Annotated in this window: 17 protein-coding genes; 8 read left to right on the top strand and 9 right to left on the bottom strand. The window is 64.4% G+C overall.

The window, feature by feature from the left end; genetic code table 11:
* Nucleotides 1-36 precede the first annotated feature (36 nt).
* On the bottom strand, nucleotides 37-2,394 hold the full coding sequence (locus tag AArcS_RS00930; RefSeq protein WP_238478557.1) for a DEAD/DEAH box helicase: 2,358 nt from the start codon (nucleotides 2,392-2,394) through the stop codon (nucleotides 37-39).
* A gap of 176 nt (nucleotides 2,395-2,570) precedes the next feature.
* Here AArcS_RS00930 and AArcS_RS00925 point away from each other — a divergent pair, with 176 nt between their 5' ends.
* Together AArcS_RS00925 and AArcS_RS00920 are read left to right on the top strand one after the other, a co-directional pair.
* Complete coding sequence (locus tag AArcS_RS00925; protein WP_238477757.1) at nucleotides 2,571-3,137, top strand: DoxX family protein; 567 nt, start codon at nucleotides 2,571-2,573, stop codon at nucleotides 3,135-3,137.
* 160 nt (nucleotides 3,138-3,297) lie between these two features.
* Nucleotides 3,298-4,005 (top strand): DUF5806 family protein, encoded by a 708-nt coding sequence (locus AArcS_RS00920; protein ID WP_238478556.1) that lies wholly within the window; start codon nucleotides 3,298-3,300, stop codon nucleotides 4,003-4,005.
* A 38-nt stretch (nucleotides 4,006-4,043) separates the two neighbouring features.
* On the opposite strand, the gene AArcS_RS00915 is transcribed toward AArcS_RS00920, so the two are convergent.
* Both AArcS_RS00915 and AArcS_RS00910 read right to left on the bottom strand, forming a co-directional pair.
* Complete coding sequence (locus tag AArcS_RS00915) at nucleotides 4,044-4,838, bottom strand: AAC(3) family N-acetyltransferase (protein ID WP_238478555.1); 795 nt, start codon at nucleotides 4,836-4,838, stop codon at nucleotides 4,044-4,046.
* Between the two features lie 106 nt (nucleotides 4,839-4,944).
* Nucleotides 4,945-6,240 (bottom strand): dihydroorotase, encoded by a 1,296-nt coding sequence (locus AArcS_RS00910; protein ID WP_238478554.1) that lies wholly within the window; start codon nucleotides 6,238-6,240, stop codon nucleotides 4,945-4,947.
* A gap of 185 nt (nucleotides 6,241-6,425) precedes the next feature.
* Between AArcS_RS00910 and AArcS_RS00905 the strand changes: the two genes are divergently transcribed.
* Complete coding sequence (locus tag AArcS_RS00905; protein ID WP_238478553.1) at nucleotides 6,426-6,944, top strand: DedA family protein; 519 nt, start codon at nucleotides 6,426-6,428, stop codon at nucleotides 6,942-6,944.
* Here AArcS_RS00905 and AArcS_RS00900 read toward each other — a convergent pair.
* Entirely contained in the window at nucleotides 6,941-7,639 is a 699-nt protein-coding gene (locus tag AArcS_RS00900) for a lipoate--protein ligase family protein (RefSeq protein WP_238478552.1), read from the bottom strand. The two genes, AArcS_RS00905 and AArcS_RS00900, sit on opposite strands and share 4 nt — an antisense overlap.
* A 38-nt stretch (nucleotides 7,640-7,677) precedes the next feature.
* Here AArcS_RS00900 and AArcS_RS00895 point away from each other — a divergent pair, with 38 nt between their 5' ends.
* Entirely contained in the window at nucleotides 7,678-8,523 is an 846-nt protein-coding gene (locus AArcS_RS00895; protein ID WP_238478551.1) for a DUF8155 domain-containing protein, read from the top strand.
* Here the strand turns inward: AArcS_RS00895 and AArcS_RS00890 are convergent.
* The 3 genes from AArcS_RS00890 to AArcS_RS00880 all read right to left on the bottom strand — a co-directional run bounded on the left by AArcS_RS00890 (nucleotide 8,520) and on the right by AArcS_RS00880 (nucleotide 10,082).
* Nucleotides 8,520-8,894: a VOC family protein gene (locus tag AArcS_RS00890; RefSeq protein ID WP_238478550.1), complete on the bottom strand. Its 375-nt coding sequence runs from the start codon at nucleotides 8,892-8,894 to the stop codon at nucleotides 8,520-8,522. The two genes, AArcS_RS00895 and AArcS_RS00890, sit on opposite strands and share 4 nt — an antisense overlap.
* 48 nt (nucleotides 8,895-8,942) lie before the next feature.
* A complete protein-coding gene (locus tag AArcS_RS00885) occupies nucleotides 8,943-9,515 on the bottom strand; it encodes a cysteine hydrolase family protein (protein ID WP_238478549.1) in 573 nt (190 codons plus the stop codon).
* Between the two features lie 108 nt (nucleotides 9,516-9,623).
* A complete protein-coding gene (locus tag AArcS_RS00880) occupies nucleotides 9,624-10,082 on the bottom strand; it encodes a TRAM domain-containing protein (protein WP_238478548.1) in 459 nt (152 codons plus the stop codon).
* Between the two features lie 160 nt (nucleotides 10,083-10,242).
* Between AArcS_RS00880 and AArcS_RS00875 the strand changes: the two genes are divergently transcribed.
* From AArcS_RS00875 to AArcS_RS00865, 3 genes are all read left to right on the top strand, one after another.
* Complete coding sequence (locus tag AArcS_RS00875; protein WP_238478547.1) at nucleotides 10,243-11,118, top strand: EamA family transporter; 876 nt, start codon at nucleotides 10,243-10,245, stop codon at nucleotides 11,116-11,118.
* A 166-nt stretch (nucleotides 11,119-11,284) separates the two neighbouring features.
* On the top strand, nucleotides 11,285-12,589 hold the full coding sequence (hisS, locus tag AArcS_RS00870) for a histidine--tRNA ligase (protein ID WP_238478546.1): 1,305 nt from the start codon (nucleotides 11,285-11,287) through the stop codon (nucleotides 12,587-12,589).
* A 129-nt stretch (nucleotides 12,590-12,718) separates the two neighbouring features.
* Entirely contained in the window at nucleotides 12,719-14,212 is a 1,494-nt protein-coding gene (locus AArcS_RS00865) for an MATE family efflux transporter (RefSeq protein WP_238478545.1), read from the top strand.
* 81 nt (nucleotides 14,213-14,293) lie between these two features.
* Here AArcS_RS00865 and AArcS_RS00860 read toward each other — a convergent pair whose 3' ends face one another.
* A complete protein-coding gene (locus AArcS_RS00860) occupies nucleotides 14,294-15,577 on the bottom strand; it encodes an adenosylhomocysteinase (protein ID WP_238478544.1) in 1,284 nt (427 codons plus the stop codon).
* 297 nt (nucleotides 15,578-15,874) lie between these two features.
* Between AArcS_RS00860 and AArcS_RS00855 the strand changes: the two genes are divergently transcribed.
* A complete protein-coding gene (locus tag AArcS_RS00855) occupies nucleotides 15,875-17,194 on the top strand; it encodes an MATE family efflux transporter (protein WP_375139667.1) in 1,320 nt (439 codons plus the stop codon).
* A gap of 29 nt (nucleotides 17,195-17,223) precedes the next feature.
* Here AArcS_RS00855 and AArcS_RS00850 read toward each other — a convergent pair whose 3' ends face one another.
* Nucleotides 17,224-18,219 carry a hypothetical protein gene (locus tag AArcS_RS00850; RefSeq protein ID WP_238478542.1) on the bottom strand — a complete coding sequence of 332 codons (996 nt, stop codon included), beginning with the start codon at nucleotides 18,217-18,219 and terminating at the stop codon, nucleotides 17,224-17,226.
* Between the last annotated feature and the right edge of the window lie 28 nt (nucleotides 18,220-18,247).

The raw sequence follows: 18,247 nt of genomic DNA, 5'->3' as shown, positions 1-18,247 counted from the left end.
CGGGAAGTATCGGGCGTCGACGGCGAGCGAGAATCGTCACGTCACGTCGACGCTTCGCGAGTCCCGCACTGGCAACAGCGGGAGTTCGGGAAACGTGACCTCGACTGCATACTCCAGTGGCGACTCGTCGCCGCCGAAGACGCCGACCGGAACGGCGAGTTCGTCGCTCAGGTACGTCTCGTCAGTCGTCATCTCGATACCGTTGACCGTGACGCGCACGCCGACCGCGGCGTTGCCCGCCACAGTTCTGACAGTTACTTCGCACATCTCGTTTTGCCCCTGTGGGATCGAGTCGGGGAACGAGCCCCACTCGATCTCGATGGCGGGGAGTTCACCCGCGGACTCGACGACCCGCTCGGCGACGCCCTCGGAGAGCCCGGCGGCGATGAGACCATCGACGCCAGCGGCGATGACCTCGCCCGGCGTCGTGACCCCCTCGGCAGCGAGTTTGCTGGCCCGGCCCGACCCGATCCCGTCGACTGCAGTTAGACCCACAGCCCCCTCGCTGACCCCGTGGTCGAGGCGCGCCTCGACGCGCCGGACGAGGTTGGCGGTCTGGGGGTCAGCAAAGCGCCTGCAGAAGGCCCCGAGTGCGGACACCAGCCGGACGGAGTTCTGCCGGATCACCCACGCGTCGCTCGTCAGATCGGCGGGTGTCGAGCCGGTCATCGAGGAGTGCAGGATTGCGAGCACCTTCCGCTGGCCAGCGTCCACCTCATCGGTGTAGGTTTTGCCCGAGAGCACGGCTGAGATGGCGTCACGCTCGGACTGGCGGGCGTTGACGCTGTCGAACTCCTCGGCGGTCGCAACGGCTTCGAGCACCGCATCGACGTCCTGTTGGTCTGCCGTTGCGAGGTCGTGAAATCGCTCGGCCGTATCGAGCCGAAGGTAGTACTTCGACGCGAGCCGCCCCAGCGGCGTCGGATCGACCCCCAGTTCGTCGGTCTCGACGAAACCAGCCTCGACCAGTTCCGAGAGCGTCTCGCGGACGCGCTCGCGGAGGTTCTCGAAGCCGTATTTCGAGGGGGCACTCTGTGCGCGCTGGTAGTAGAAGGTAGTTTCGAGCCAGTCCATCACGTCGTCGAGATCCCGGATCGTCCCCATCGCGATCTCGGCGTTGAGGTGGGCATCGAGATCCTCCGCCAGCTGGGATTCGATCTCTTTCCCGTCTCGCAGAAGTTCTCGGTACCTGTCAGCATCGGCGCGGTCACAGACGATCCAGCCGTAGCCCACGTCGTCGTAGCCGGGTCGGCCCGCCCGCCCGAGCATCTGGAGGACATCGAGCGGGCTCATATCGACTTCTCCCTCCAGTGGATCGTGGTACTTCGTGTCGCGGATCACCACACAGCGTGCGGGCAGGTTGACACCCCACGCGAGCGTCGACGTCGAGAACAACAACTGGATCTGTCCCTGCCGGAACCACTCCTCTACGAGATCCTTGTCGTTTTTCGAAAGGCCCGCGTGATGAAAGCCGACACCGTCGAGCGCGGACTTTCGCAGCGTGTCGTTTTCCAGTTGCTGGGTATCGGTGTGGTAATCGTACTCGCCGCGTGCGCCCATATCGAGGTCACGTTCGGCGATCTCGTCGCGAGCTTTCTTGGCGGCCTGGACGGTGTCCTGGCGCGAGGAGACGAACACGAGCGCCTGCCCCCCGTCGTCAATGTGGGGTTCAGCCAGATCCAGCGCACGGTAGAGCCGCCGGTACTTGTCGGCAAAGGAGTTCTCCCCGTGTGTGTACGTGCGCACGTCCGCGTGCAGGTCGACCGGCCGATACTCGTCGCCGAACTCGAAGGTGGTTTCGGCGGGCGCGTCGAGCCACGCTGCAACGTCGTCGATGTTCGGCATCGTCGCCGAGAGCGCGACGACGCGGGGGTCACAGAGCCGCCGAAGTCGCGAGATCGTCACTTCGAGGACGCTTCCGCGGCGGTCGGAATCGAGCAGGTGTACCTCGTCGATGACGCAGACATCGATGTCGGTGATGAAATCGTACCGGCGGCTGTCGTGTTTGCGGGTCGCCGAGTCGGTCTTTTCGGGCGTCATCACGAGGATGTCGGCGCGGCGGGCGCGGCGGGGGTTCAGATCCCGTTCGCCCGTGACGACGTAGACCGAGTAGCCGAGCTCCTCGAAGCGCTCCCAGTCAGCCTCTTTTTCGTTTGTTAGCGCGCGAAGCGGGGCGACAAACAGGGCAGTGCCACCGTCGGCCAGCGCCCTGCAGATCGCCAGTTCGGCAAGTGCCGTCTTGCCGCTTGCAGTTGGCGCGCTGGCAACGACGTTCTCGTTGCTCCCGAGTAGTCCGGGCAGGGCCTCGCGTTGCATCCGGTTGAACGACTCGAACGCGAACGCGTCGGCAAAATCTGAGAGATCGAAGTCGGCGAGAACCTCGGCAAGTGCCATCAACTGATAGCGTGGGGCGGGCAGTCAAATGCGTTTCCTTCGAGCGCTGACCGTGACCTGGCCCTGTACGAATGACCAATTATTGTGAACGATAGTGTTGTTCCCAGCAACTGAGAACCGCGTCGGGTCTTCAAGTGTCGATAGCCCCGAGATGTAGCTGTACGAGGCAGATCACGATGTCAACCAAAGCTCAAAACCGACTCGAAAGCCAGTACGCGGGAATCAACCTCGAAGGCCAGCCACACGCCCTCAGCGCGTGGTTCGTCGTCTTGCTCCGGGCCATGATCGGCGGCATGATCCTCTTTGCCGGCCTCGGCAAGTACGCCTTCGTTCCCGGCGGCGAGGCCTTCGACGCCGGCGGCTACCTCGCCAACGTCGACGCCGTCAGCCCCGCCAGCGGCCTCTTCGCACTCATGGCCGAAAGCGCCCTGTTCATGGAATTCGTCAACGTGATCGTCCCACTCACCCAGGTCCTGATCGGCCTCGCGCTCATCACCGGCGCGTTCGTCCGCCTGGCCGCCCTCGGCGGTGCCATGCAGATGGCGCTGTTCTACCTCGGCGGCTGGCCCACCGAGTGGCTCGCCATCTTCGACTCCACGCTCATTTACATGGTCGTCTTCCTCGCAGTGGCCGCCTTCGGCGCAGGCCGAATCCTCGGCCTCGACAAACACATCGAACAACTCGACATCGGCGGCGAACCACTCATCGAGAAGTACCCCGCCGCAAAGTACATCCTCGGCTAAACTGAGGACCACATTCGGCTCCGTCGGGACGGGAATCGGTAAGGACCGGCACAACCAACACGACAACCGAACGTCTACTCTCGTTTTTCGACGATCACTACATGAGTGCCAACCCCAGCACGACGACAATTCTTTTGCCACCGCCTCGGCAATGAGAGGTATGACCGAGGAGTCGCCGGGGACAGGCATCGAAGGGGAGCAGGCTGACCGACCGGTAGAGCACGACGAGACGGACAGCAATCCCGAACCGGACGATACCCCCGAGACGGACGACACCCCCGAAATGGACGACGAATCGTCGAGTTCACCACAGCCCGGCGTCCCGGACACCGATTCGCAGCCCCCCGAGGATGTCCAGAAGTACGAGAAGTTCACCAAGATGGACGGCGCACAGTACGACCGGGTCAACGAGTTTCTCCGGGATCGGACGTATATCACTGCCCGCGAGTGGGCGATCGCCCGGCTCTGTGCGGACTTCCGGACCGAAACGGGCGTCGAGATGACCAAGATCGGCGAAAACCTGCCCGAGCTCGTCCCCTTCATGACTGACACCTACAGCCCGCAGGCAGTCAATCAGGCCCGCGCATCGTTCGAGGAGAAGGTCCGAACTGCGGGGGCGACCTTCCTCTATGGAGCGATGTGTGATTTCTTCACCGCCGAAGAGCTCGATGACGTGATGTACGAGGTTACCGAAGTTGCGAAGTTCCTGCTGGAGGTCGAGGGCGTCGATCTGGACGTCGAGGACGAACTCGACGCCGAAGACCGTATCTCTGCGGTGATGCGCGAGGTCCGCTCGTCGAGCGAACAACTCCGCCACGACGCCACGGAGTGTCCCCACTGTGGCGGTGACCTCGACGCCCACGAGTAGCGACTCACGGCGCGCGAGGCTCTTGGGACGTGAAAGCGTTACTTGACGAGGTAGTACGGGTCATCGACGATCCGCGGTCGGAGCGACTCCAGCATGTCGTGTGCACCGACACTGATGACGTTCAGCCCGTTGAGTCGGTAGTGATCGAGCACGCCGTCGGTCATCAGATCGCGCCCGATCTTCAGGCGGTTCCAGTAGTAGACGTACTTGTTCTTCTCGTAGTTGTACTGGGTGACCGGTTCGTGCTCACCGTTCGCCCGGTGGATCGTGCCCTCGACCGGGACCGTTTCGGTGTAGGGTACATCAAGAACGCGCTCCACGTAGTGGAGCTGCGTCGTGACGAGCCAGGGCGTCCCGATGTCGAGGATCCGCACGTTGTCGGCGTCGAGTTTGCCGTAACAGCCGCCCGGAGCGAACGTGTCGTGGTGATCACAGTCGTCGAAGCGGTACTCGCCGGAGACGAGAATCGAGTGAAGCGGGTCGTCGGTGCGGTAGTCGGCATCCTCGAAGAACAGGTCGGCGAACGCGCCGAGTTCCGGTTCGGACTCGGTTTCGTGGAAGTAGCCGGTGGATCGAAACGACTGGGTAAAGCCCGGCGTGAGAACCGAGTCGAACACCTCGTGCAGACGCTCCAGCAGGAACTCGTAGGAGTCATCGCCGAACGCGTCGGCGACATCACTGAGACCGACATGGATGAAGACGACGTCCTCCTCGTAGCCGTCAAGTACCGACTCGAACAGCCCTCTGCCGACGCGACCGACCGGCCGGTCCCGCTGCAGGAGAGCGTAGTGTTTCGCGCTACACCAGAGGGTCCGGGGCAGATGGACGACCATCGACAGAATCTCCGCGATTGCGTGGTTAGTTATAGGGTCGTTACCGCGGCGGCGACCGGATCGTTATCGCGGCAACGTGACGACCGACTGGAAGCCGGAAGGGGAATTATTGCCCGCCGTGTTCGCGGACGTTCCGGCCAACCGCGTCGCCGAACTCACCGTCCTGATAGACGACTTCTCCACGGACCATCGTGAGTTCGGGGAAGACGCCGGGCAGCCCTGCAAAGGGCGTCCATTGGCACTTCGTGTGCAGCGCCTCGGCGTCGATCTCGGTCGCCTCGGTAGGGTCAAAGAGGACCAGATCGGCGTCGTAGCCTTCCTTGATCCGGCCTTTGCGGGCGAGACCGAACGTCTCCGCGGGGGTGGTTGCGATCAGATCCCGGACGCGCTCGTAGGAAAAGCGGTCCTGTCGGGCCTCTTCGAGCAGGAGCGGAAGCATCGTCTCGACGCCCGGCACGCCGCTGGGTGCGTCCCAGATCCCGGCGTCTTTCTCGTCGAGCGTGTGCGGTGCGTGATCGGTCGCGATCATGTCGACGGTGCCGTCGGCGACGGCCTCGTAGACGTCCCGCCGGCGCTCCTCGTCGCGCAGCGGCGGGTTCATCCGGCCGTGAGTACCGAGGTCGTCGAGGTCGTCCCGCGAGAGAAAGAGGTGGTGGGTCGTCACCTCGCAGGTCGCACCGCCGTCGACCGCGGCCTCGATCCCCTCCGGCGTGCTAGTGTGAGCGATGTGGACGTCCGTGCCGGTATCGCCCGCAACCTCGATAGCGCGCTCGACCGCGGCTTCCTCGGCCTCAGGTGTCCGGAAGGCGCTCCAGAGGTCGGCGTTCGCGTCGGTCCCCGCGCCGACTGCTGGCATATCCTTCACCGACTCGTCGAACAGCGTCGCGTCCTCGGCGTGGACGGTGACGGTCGTGTCGTGTTCGCCCGCGCGCTCGACGGCGTCGGCGAACAGGTCGGCGTCGATCCCCATCTCCCCGGTCGAGTCTGCAAGGAAGACTTCACCGAGCGCGAACAGTGGTCGCTCGAACAGTTCCTCCGGGGACCAGTCGGCGGTGACCCCGCCGTTGATCCCGTAGTCGACGTAGGAGGCCGCCGCAAGCTCGGCCTTCCGGTCGAATCCCTCGCCGTCCGTGGTCGCCGGGTCGGTGTTGGGCTGGTCGACGACGGTCGTTACACCGCCCGCCGCAGCGCTTTTCGAGCCGGTTTCCCACGTTTCCTTGTGCGAGAAGCCGGGCTGGCGGAAGTGAACGTGTACGTCGATCGCGCCAGGAAAGAGGCGCTTTCCGTCGGCGTCAATGTCGGCCGTTCCGTCGAGCGACGGTTCGACGGCCGCGATACGTCCGTCCTCGATCCGGACGTCGACCTCGCGGTCGTCCGGCAAGACGGCGTTCGTGATGAGCATGGTCGTACTGGAGCGGCGAGGCCCCTAAACGTCCCGAATGTCGGTGAGGCAGTGACCGCGACGAAGCAATCGATCGGAACGCCATCTTCGGTGTAACATTGTGATGTTGTATACAATGTTACATCGGCTAGCCGTCCGCACCGACTACAAGAGCTTTATAGCCACAGACCCGTTATAGAGTTGAAATGATAGACGCGGCCGCAGGGCTGACGATCGATCTCGTCGCCCGGTACGGCGTCGTGGTGCTCTTTCTGGTCTTCGTACTGGAGGGTGCGCTCGTCGGGAAGGTGATCCCGACGCGGACGCTGTTCGTTGCAGTCGTCGTCGCCATGGGAACGAGTCTGCTGGACATCGTCCCGGTTCTCGCCGCTGCGGTCCTCGGGGCGACCGTCGGCCAGTCGATCCTGTTCGTGCTCGTCAGGCGACGGGAGATCGATCTCGCGGAGATCGACCTGATCCCGATCGACGCTGGACAGGTGAATCGAGCGGAGGGGTGGCTCGACCGCTGGGGATCGCCAGCCGTCGCGGTGACGAACGTGGTCCCGCTGGCGCGTGGCTCGTTGATCGTCCCGATGGCGCTGTCCGACACGTCGGCATACCGCTTTTCGGCGTGGTCGATGGCCGGTTCGGCGGTCTACGGGGGCGCGCTTGTCGGCGTCGCTATCGGTATCGAGAGCCTCGCTGCTCTCGCCGGACTGTTCTAATCCTCGGCGTCGACGAACTCGCCGACAGAGAGGACGGACCGCGTTTCGTCGCCGACAAAGGCATCTTCGAGTGCGCGAGCGACGGCTCCCGGCTCGGCAGGCCCGCCAGCGCCCGCAACGCTGCCGACAGAGTGCGGATCGAACGGGACGCCGAGCGCGTCGTAGACGGGATCGAGCACCTCACGGATCGCCGCGCGGTTATCGACAACGACGATACCCGAGACCAGCGCCGCACCGCTCCGGACCCGCTGAGCGATGCCGACGATTTTGCCATCCGCCTGTAGGGAGTGCGATCCGGGACAGAACGCGTTGGGCGGCTCACCCGCGGTGGCATCGACGCCGAGCCCCGCTAGCGCCTGCTGGACGGTTGTCGTCGCGTCGTCGTACCGCTCGCTCAGTCCCTGCCGGAGATCATCGATGGGACGCGCGTGTTCGAACGCGAGCGTCGTCCCGGTGTAGGCCACGGCCCGCCCGCCGACGCTTCGCTCCGTCGGCGTGAACCCCCGTACCCGTGCAGCCTCGCGTGCAGCGTCGTAGCCCTCCTCGTTCGCATCACGGCGCCCGAACGCGACCTGTCGGTGGGGCGTCCAGACGCGGAGCGCGGGCTCACGAGACTCTGCCGTTCGGCCGAGGATCGTTGCTGTCGCCGAACGATCGGCCGTGGGCGTCGCCGCACGGCCGCGAACGAGACGCATCGACACGTGTTAAGTCCCCACATACTAAAGCCCGTTCGATGGTCACCCTCCCCGAACACGTCCTCTCGCAGTATCGGCGGTTCTCGCTGTACAACTCGCCGTACACCGCCCACGACACCGGATCGGCGATCGACCTGTATCCCGACGCCGACGCCACGACCGCGCCGAGTCCCGTGGCCGGAACGGTCGCGCTGACCCGGACAGTACAGGCACCCCCGAAGCCCTACGCCGAGGAGACCGATCACCTGATCGTCGTCGATACCGGCGACCATCTGGTCCGAATTATGCACGTCGATCCGGACGTCGAACCGGGCGATATCGTGGCGGTCGGCGAGTCGCTCGGCCGCCCGGTTCGAGCTGGCTTCTTCGCGCCGTGGGTCGACAACCATCTGCACGTCGGAATTCGACCGCGTGACGCCGACCCGGTCAGAGCGTCGGGCTCCCTGCCGATCGAGCCCGCGGTCGACGTCGAAGCGCTCGCGTGGGACGGGCGTGGGACCGTCGTCGAGCGCGGCGAGACGTACGCCGTCCTCGACGAGCCAGCACATCCCGCGCCGGGCGAGTACTACGTCGGGATGGGAACACTCGACGGGCAGGCGGTGCTCGACGGCGGACTCCCCCACTACGACTGTGGCGGGCTGCTCAACGCGGGAACAAGCGGTGAAACGGACCGCGACCCCGTCGAGCTAGCCGGTGGCCAGGTCGGCGTCGCAACCGGTCGGGACGTCACGTGGGACGACGTGACCGTGCTGGCGAACGGCGAGCCGATCACCGGCATCGCGCTGTTTGCCGACCGGGAGCGTTTCGGCGCGAAACTGATCTGTCCGGACGCGACGGTCGCGGTCGGGGAGAGTGTACAGGTCGGAATCGAGCAGTCGACCTAGTCGAGCGGCGAAAAGAGCTCGACCTCGTAGCCGTCGGGGTCCTCCACGAAGACCGCCCGCGCTCCCGCACCCTCGATCGTTAGCGGTCCCTTCAACACGGAACAGTCCGTCGCCTTGACGAGCGCGTCCAGCGTCGCCTCAACGTCCTCGACCCGGATCGCGAGGTGGACGATGCCGGACGGGTCGACCGCCGTCTCGCTACCATCGTGGACAAACTGGAGCGTCGTGTCCAGCTCGTCGCCGGTGAGATAGTAATGATGAGTGCCGTCGAGATGGAAGTCGTGTTCGTAGCTGAGGCCGAGACCATCCTCGTAGAAGGCTTTCGTCGCGTCGAGATCCGAAACTGCGACCGCAGTGTGGTGTATATCCATATACGCTCCTGCGCACTCGACCGGAAAAAGGCGTTCTATCCGGGTCTATCAGTCGAACTCGACGGTTTCGCGCGTTGTAACCTCGCCAAAGAGCCACTCGGCGTGCTCCAGAGCGTACTCCCGGTGGTCGTCCTCGATCGCGCCGATGGCGTCCTCGATAAGGATCGGCCGGTAGTCACGCAGCCCCGCGCTTCCTGCGGTGTGGAGCACGCAGACGTTCGCAAGCGTGCCACAGAACACCAGATCGTCGATCCCGCGCGCGCTCAGCCAGCCGTCGAGTTCGGTTTCGTGGAAGGCGTCGTAGGTGTGTTTCTCGACGACGTGATCGTCGGGCTGGATCGTGAGCTCCTCGACGAGTTCTGCCTCCCACGAGCCTTCGAGGACGTGCTCGCCCCACTGCTCGAACTCGTCGTAGTAGTGGTTCCCCTCGAACTGTTCGGGCGGATGGACATCTCGCGTGTAGACGATCTGAACGCCAGCCTCACGGGCGCGCTCGACCAGATTGACGATGGGCTCGATCACGTCCTCGCTTCCCGGCGCGTAGAGCGCACCGTCGGGATGGGCGAAGCCGTTCTGCATGTCGACGACGACCAGTGCGGTCGAGTCACTGTCGAGGTGCATACGAGATCATAGCAGGTCGAACGCAAAAAACTCCGCGTCAGGTCGGGTCGGTAGGACCTCCGACGGACCGGCAGCTGTCCAGAACTGGCGATACGAAACGGGCGACGCTTACGAGCCCCAGAAGTCCTCGCGACTTCCGAGCTGTGGGCGGCGATCCGTTGGGTCGGTCCTGTCCCGATCAGAGGCATCGGCCTCGTCGGCCTCGTCGGCCTCGTCGGCGGCCTCCGCCTCGTCCATCGGGAGCCGTTCGACCTCTTCGGCCTGGGCGTGGTTCGAATGGACGTTTGTGATCTTGACGCGGGCCCGCGCATCGGGGAGAATGCCATCGACGAGAACGATGAAGCCATCCTCGGTGCGGCCGACGCCAGCACCGCTCTCGTGGATGTCAGTCACGTCGACGACGACCTCCTCTTTCGGTTTGACGGGCTGGGTCTTCAACTCGGAGATCGGCTGGGCGTAGTGGGTACACCACTCCTTGCCGCCACGGTCCCCGTAGTGGCTACATCCCATCCCCTCGATCCGCTCTGAAAAGCTCGGGCAGTCGTCCGCCAGTGGACAGTTCGCCATGGCCAGAGCTACTGTACCGGCCAAGTAAACGCTTGCGATGCGACCCCTGAGTGGATCGAACGCGGTTTCGACGGATGTTTTAGATACCACAGCAAACTCCGACGCATGTTTTTGATCGTGAACTCGATTGCGTGTTCTCCCCGTGTGAGGTGGTAGTTAGATGGAGCTGGGGCTGAGCTACTCGATCGTCGCGGCGTTCGTCTGGGGGGCGTACCTGTTCGTTCTCAAGCGGTATTTCAACGAGTTCCCGGCGACGACGCTCGCGGTGGTCGTCAACGCCTTCGCGATCGTCTTTTACGCGCCGGTCACGATTCGGGCGGTCCGGAACGGGGACGGCGCGTCACTTGCGGGGGCCGGACTCGAACACGTCGCCGTGATCACGCTGACGATCCTGACGACTGCGGGCGGGTTCATCTTCTTCCTGTACGCGATTCAGGCCGGTGAGGTCTCCTACGTCGCGCCGATCAACAAGATCGTCCCCGTCTTCGTGCTCCCGATCGAGGTCGTCGTCCTCGGGCAGTTCCTCACGCCGCTCCAGGTCGCCGGCGTCGTCGTCGCGACGCTCGCGGTCTACGTGGCGAACTACCGGGCCGGGAGCCTGCTGGATCCGATTCGGCGGGCCGCCCACTCCCGGCCAGCACAGCTTGCATTGCTCTCGGCGATGCTCTTTGCGGTGACCGATGTGGGCAGGCGGGTCGTCCTCCAGGAGCTTGCAGTGCCGACCGCGATCTGGGTGCCGCTCCTGCTGGCGGGCGTCCTCGTTGTGTTCCTCCCCTCTGCGTTGCGACATCCCCCGGAGGATCTGCGCGGCGCGCTGCCGAAACTCGCCGGTGCGGGCGCGATCGTCGCGGTCGGCGAACACACGACGACGCTGGCCTTCTCGTTGATTCCCGCGAGCATCGCCTCGCCGGTCGTCAATACGCAGGCAATCGTCGCCGTAATCCTCGGCGGCGTCCTGCTCGGCGAGCAACACTTCCGCATCCGGATCGTCGCCGCAGTACTCGCGGTCGTCGGCGTGACGATGATCGCGATCTGAGCACAGTACCGCGATCCTGAAGCCAGGCTACAGATATCGAAGTATATCACTTCGAATAGTGTAGTCAGTACCGGAGCGAGTGGTATCCTCATCTCGGATGGCACCGGTCACCACGGTGAGGGGCGGAAAGACAGGTTTCAAGCGTCCCCTCGGCGAACCAACTCCCATGTACGAACGCATCAAGGGCTTTCGCGATTTCTACCCCGCAGAGATGCAGGCCCGTCGACAGGTTTTCGACGAGGTCGAGTCCACTGTTCGGGGCTACGGCTTCCGCGAGATCGGGACGCCCGCGATGGAAGACGCACAGCTGTACATCGACAAGAGCGGCGAAGAGATCGTCGACGAACTCTATAGTTTCGAGGATAAAGGGGGACGTCACGTCGCGCTCACCCCCGAGCTAACGCCGACGGTCGCGCGGATGGTCGTCGCCAAACAGCAGGAGCTTTCGAAACCGATCAAGTGGTTCTCGACCCGACCGTTCTGGCGCTACGAGGAACCCCAGCAGGGCCGATTCCGGGAGTTCTACCAGACCAACGTCGACATCTTCGGCTCCAGCGATCCGAGCGCTGACGCCGAGATACTGGCCGTCGCAGCCGACATGCTGACGAACCTCGGCCTCGACGCCGAGGACTTCGAGTTCCGCGTCTCCCACCGGGACATCCTCGGAGGTCTCCTCGACGCCTTCGGGGGCGATATTGCCACCCAGCAGGCGATCCGCGCAGTCGATAAGAGCGCGAAGATCGAGACAGCTGAGTACCACGACCTGCTCGTCGACGCCGGACTGGACTACGAGCAGGCTCGCACGTTCGACGAGTTACTCGCCGTCGACGAGGACGAACTGGACGAGTTGGTCGAGTTTGCGGGAACTGACCGCATCCACGAGGCAGTGACGAACCTCCAGAACGTGCTCGCCGCCGCCGAGGACTTCGGCGTCCGGGAGTTCTGTGATCTCTCGCTGGAGACCGCTCGCGGGCTCGATTACTACACCGGCGTCGTCTTCGAGTGTTTCGACTCCACTGGTGAGGTCTCACGGGCCGTCTTCGGCGGCGGTCGCTACGATGACCTCATCGAGAGCTTCGGCGGGCAGCCCACGCCCGCGGTCGGCTTCGCGCCCGGCGATGCGACGCTCTCACTGCTGCTCCAGCGCGCCGGTGTCTGGCCCGACGAGGAACTCTCGACGGACTACTACGTCTTGCAGGTCGGCGACACGCGACCGGTCGCCGCACGCATCGCCCGCGACCTGCGCGAGGGCGGTCACGTCGTCGAAACCGACGTCTCCGATCGGAGCTTCGGCGCACAGATGAACTACGCCGACTCGATCAACGCCGAGACGGTCGTCATCGTCGGCGAGCGCGACCTGGAAAACGACGAGGTGACGCTCAAGGACATGGCAAGCGGCGATCAGGTACAGGCTCCGGTCGGTGAGTTCCCCGGCGAGCACGACCGACCGACGATCGAGCAGTTCGAGTGACGCGATCTACGTCGACCTGACGGGGACGTCCTTCCGGAATCGTGAAACGTTTATTCGTGTGCGGGAGAGCCTTGGATATCTAAACTGTGAACACCGATATCTTCAGCTATTTGCGGAGGCCGTGCTGCGGTGAGTGACGACCGGTCCGTCGATCTCACGGAGGGGCGGCTGCTCGTCCCGTTGCTCGTACTCTCGGGACCGATCGTTGCCTCACAGCTCCTGCAGGTGTCCTACAATCTGATCGACACGTACTTCGTTGGACGGCTGGGGGCAGACGCCGTCGCCGCGCTGGGCTTTGCACTCCCCTTTGCCTTCCTGATGATCAGCCTCGGAAGCGGACTGACCGTCGCCGGAACCGTGCTGGTCGCCCAGCACAAAGGTGCGGGCAACGAGGAGAAGGTCGCCCGCGTTGCGGGACAGACGATTACCTTCGTCTCGATTACCTCCGTACTCCTCGCCGCGATCGGCTACGTACTCGCGCCCGTCCTCCTGCCGTACATTGGTACCGATCCGGGCACCGCGACTCACCGGATGGCGGTCGAGTACACCCGGACGATCTTCCTCGGTGTCGTTTTCATGTTCGGCTTTTTCATCTTCCAGGCGATCCTCCGGGGATGGGGAGACACGCGGACCCCCCTGTATCTGATGGTACTCAGCGTCTCGATCAACATCGTGCTTGACCCGTTTCTCATCCTCGGCTTCGAGAACAACCCGCTGTTCGAGTGGGCCGGGCTGCTCGACCTTCAGGCCGACCTGCTCGCCGCGACGGGCTTTACCGGCTATGGTGTGCAGGGAGCGGCGATCGCCACTGTCTTCTCGCGTGGCGTCGGCGCAGCCATCGGCTTCTGGCTGCTGTTTACCGGGCGCGTCGGCATTGATCTCTCCTTTGCGGACCTCAAACCCGAGATGGCCGTCGTACGAAAGATCCTCGACGTCGGGGGACCATCCGGCCTCGAACGCGGGGCCGACTCGCTTGCCTACACCGGGATGACAGCACTCGTCGGGCTCGTGAGCGCGGACGCTGTCGCTGCCTACGGGATCGGTAACCGGATCAACACACTGGTCTACCTCCCCGCGGTCGGACTCGCGCAGGGAACCGAGACCGCAGTCGGCCAGAACCTCGGCGCAGGCAAGCAGGGCCGGGCACGAAAAGCCGTCCTCCTCAGTTCGGGAATCATCTTCGCCGTCCTCGCCGTGTTCAGCGTGCTCGCGTTCGTCTTCGCCGAGACGATCGTCTCGATCTTCATCGAAGGCGAGGGGGCCGAAATCGTCGTCGAGAAGGGGACGGACTACTTCAAGATCATCGGCCCGACCTACGTGTTCATGGGGCTGTTTCAGGTACTCAACGCCGGGTTCCGCGGTGCTGGCAGCACGCGAACGGCGTTCATTTTCTCCGTGCTCGCCCAGTGGGGCCTGCGGATCCCGCCGACGCTCGTCTTCATTACCATCCTCGCGATGGGGGCGACCGGCGTCTGGTGGGGGATCGCGTTCTCACACGTCGCCGCGGCCATCGTCGTCGCCGCCTGGTTCCTCGTCGGCGACTGGGATCAGAGCGTGATCGAGGAAGACGAGGACACGTCGCGGGACGGTGGAGCGGAGGGAACCGTCAACGCCGCGGAGTGACGAGCCGGCCTCCAGAAGCGTCGTCGGTCCATACGGAATCTACGCACGAAGTGATCCCAGAATCCAACAGGTACCGGGCGTCTACGTTCCGTGGTCCCAGCTGTTCATGTACTCCGACTGCTCGGCGGACAGCGAATCGAACGCGACCCCCTCGGCGTCGAGCTTGATCTCGGCGATCTCGCGGTCCAGCTCGTCGGGAACGTTGTGAACTCCCGCATCGTACTCCCCGCTGTTCTGGGCGACTTCGCGGGCAGCGACGGCCTGAATGCCGAAGCTCTGGTCCATCACTTCGACGGGATGGCCCAGCGCGATCGGCGAGGCGAGGTTGACCAGCCGCCCCTCCGCAAGGACGTTCAGGCGGCGGCCGTCGTCGAGTTCGTAGGTCCGGACGCCGTCGCGGGCCTCGTAGGTGTCGACCGCGAGATCCGAAAGCTGGTCGAGGTTGACCTCGACGTCGAAGTGGCCCGCGTTGGCGAGCAAAACGCCATCCTGCATGACCTCGAAGTGCTCCTCGGTGATGACGTCGCGGTTGCCCGTCGTCGTGATGAACACGTCGCCCTCTTTGGCCGCTTCGGCCATCGGCATGACCTCGTAGCCCTCCATGTGGGCTTCGAGCGCGCGGCGTGGCTCGACTTCGGTGACGATCACGTCGGCGTTCTGTCCTTCCGCCTTCTTGGCGACACCGCGGCCACAGTCGCCGTAGCCGCCGACAACGACGGTCTTGCCCGCCCACGAGAGGTTCGTCGTCATGGCGATGTTCGCCAGCGAGGACTCGCCGGTGCCGTGGACGTTGTCGAACAGTCGCTTCATCGGCGTGTCGTTGACCGCGAACACGGGGTAGTCGAGCTCCCCGTCCTCGTCCATCGCGCGCAGGCGGTGGACGCCCGTCGTCGTCTCCTCACAGCCACCGACGATCGAGTCGATTAGCTCGGGGTACTCCTGGTGGATGCGGAAGATCAGGTCCGCGCCGTCGTCGACCGTGATCGTCGGCTCGTGATCGATGACCGCGTCGATGGCGGCGTAGTACTCCTCGTCGTCGACGCCGCGTTTCGCGTAGCTTTCGATCCGTTCGTGCTCGTCGAGCGCCGCGCTCACGTCGTCGTGGGTCGAGAGGGGATTACAGCCCGTGATCGCCACGTCCGCGCCGCCTTCGGCGAGCAGTTCGACGAGACACGCGGTTTTGGCTTCGACGTGCATCGCCATCCCGACGACCTCGCCCGCGAGGGGCTGGTCGGCGACGAAGTCGTCCCGAAGTGCGTTGAGAATCGGCATGTGCTGGCGCGCCCAGTCCATCTTTCGGTGGCCGTCCTCGCGAGCCGACGAGACATCGTCGAGCTGTGCGGAGATCGGCTGGTAGTCGCTCATGCTCCAACAGTAGTGGAGCGCCTCCTTTACCCTACCGGACCTGCATCGCCGGCCCGATACGATGTGGGACTGCCGCGCCGTCTTCCGTGGTGGTGTAACATCAATGTAACATCGCCGATGACTCCGTAGCGCCGGTCCTGGTCGCCACAGGCGCTCCGACCGACACCTTCCCCTTCCTCAACGTTCAACTACACGCTCGGCTAACCCGACACCGTGAGCGAGTCGTCCGAGGAATCCACCGGGTGGGCACGCCTACGAGCGGTCTGGCTCTCGGTCCTCGGGCTGTCGTGGCCGGTGATGACCGAGCAGGTCCTGCGCACCCTGATGCGGACGACCGACGTGATCGTCGCCGGGTTCTTTTCGCCCGCAGCCGTCGCCGCGGTTGGCCTCGCGGACATCTACGCCAGACTGCCGCTCTGGTTCGGACTGGGTGTCGGTGACGGCGCGATCGCCCTGTCGAGTCAGGACACGGGCAGCGGCGCGACCGCCAACCGCGATGAGGCGGTGACCACCGCGCTGGCGCTGGGCGTACTCGCCGGAGTTCCCTTCGCCGTCTTTGGTCTCCTCTTCGATCAGGCTGCGATCAGTGTACTGGGAGCCGAGCAGGACGTCGTCCTGATCGGTGCGAGCTACCTCGCAGTCATCCTGCTGTCCTCGCCCGCGCGTCACGTCACTCTGATCGCCGCCCGATCCATTCAGGGTACCGGCGACACGCGCACGCCGATGTACGTCAACCTCGGCGGTAACACCCTCAACATTGGGCTAACAGTCGGTCTGGCCTTTGGCATCGCCGGACTCCCCGAGTACGGCGTCGTCGGTATCGCGGCCGCCACCGCCATCGCGGACACGCTCACCGCCGGAGCCTTCCTCCTGGTGCTCTCGACCGACCGAAGCCCGATCACGCTCGTCCGGCCGTCCGATCCGATCATCGGCAAACAGCTGGTCCTCATCAGCGCCCCCCGCATCGCCGAGGGGCTCTCGGAGGTCGTCGCACAGTTCCCCTTCAACGCCATCCTGCTTGCCTTCGGCACCGAAGTCAACGCCGCCTATCACATCGGAATGCGCCTCTACCAGCAGATCGCCGCGCCGCTCTCGCGGGGTTACGGCGTCGCCGCCAATGTCATCGTCGGGCAGGCGCTCGGCCGCGGCGAGCCGGATACCGCGTACTACGACGGGCTGGCAACCGCCGCGCTGGGTGCGATTACGGTCGGCGGGCTCGGTGTCGTCCTCTTCTTCCAGGCCGAGGCGTTCGTCAGTCTGTTCACCCGCGATCCGGTGACGATCGGCTATGCGACCGACTTCGCACGCGCATACGCCGTCGCCACCGTGCTGATCGCCCCCTACGCCATCCTCGCCGGGGCACTCCGGGGCGGCAGCGAGACGCGCTCGCCCTTCGTCGCCAAAGTCACGGGGACCTTCGTCTTCCTGCTCGGTATGACCTACGTCGGCGGCCTCCACCTCGGCTACGGCGTGGTCGCCGCCTACGTCGCCATCGTCGCCGACTACGTCTGGCGCAACATCGTTCTCGGCAGCGTCTACGTCCACCGCGGCTGGATCGAGCGCGGCACACGGATGATGCGCGAACGCGGCAGTCTCGACGCTACTGGGGACGAGTAAAGAAACAAAAAAGCGGTTACCGGATCCGATCAGGCATCCGCGTCGTCGCCGTCATCGTCACCGTCGTCCTCATCATCGTCTTCCTCGTCACCGTCGTCCTCATCATCGGCTTCCTCATCGTCGTCTTCAGTCTCTTCGTCATCTGCATCGTCACCGCCAGGTCCCGCATCCGCTGGTGGGCCCTGGTCGCTGTCCTCGTCGTCACTGTCCGGGCCTGCGTGGGACGGTGGACCCTGGTCGCGATCTTCCTCGTCACCGTCCGGGCCTGCGTGCTCAGGCGGACCAGCGTGATCCGGGATGTTGTCAGCGGCCGGGTTGTTCTCCGTGACAAACTCGGCAACGTGGAGACCCATCGGTCCGCTCGTGTCCTCGTCCTGTAGGTCAGCGACGAACGTGGAGACTTCCTGACCGAAATTCGCTGCCGCATCGTCCGGCGTCAGCGTCGCGGTGGCTTCGGCGGTGCGGTCACCGTCTTCGGCCGTCACGACGACTTCGACTTCCTCATCGGGTGCGGGAAGCTCGACCTGTCCGTCCTCGTCGGTCGTGTACTCGCCCGTGCCCTCGTAGGTGTACGCTTCTTCTTCATCGGATTCCTCGGAGTCATCTTCTTCGGACTCGTCAGCATCCTCGTCGTCCGATTCCTCGTCGTCCGATTCTTCATCGTCCGACTCCTCATCATCGGACTCATTAGCGTCCTCGTCATCCGATTCCTCGTCGTCCGATTCTTCATCGTCCGACTCCTCATCATCGGACTCGTCAGCGTCCTCGTCATCCGATTCCTCGTCGTCCGACTCCTCATCATCGGACTCATCAGCGTCCTCGTCGACCTGCTCGACGATCACCGTCGCGTTATCGACGGGGCCGTCGTCGTCAGTGAGCGTGACGACGTTGTCTTCGACGTCGATGGTCAGATCGCCCGGTTCTTCCTCTGCCACGGCCGCTCCCGCGGCGGCCGGTGCCAGGAGCGACGCGATCATCAGGACCGCGCCGACGATGGCGAACAGTTGTGCACGGTTGCGTGTCATCTACCCGGATAGAGACAGGTCAGTATGA

It is taken from the genome of Natranaeroarchaeum sulfidigenes, assembly GCF_017094485.1.
Classification (GTDB): domain Archaea; phylum Halobacteriota; class Halobacteria; order Halobacteriales; family Natronoarchaeaceae; genus Natranaeroarchaeum; species Natranaeroarchaeum sulfidigenes.
Note: the sequence above shows the minus strand (reverse complement) of the source record. Positions and strands in the feature narration are given on the sequence as shown.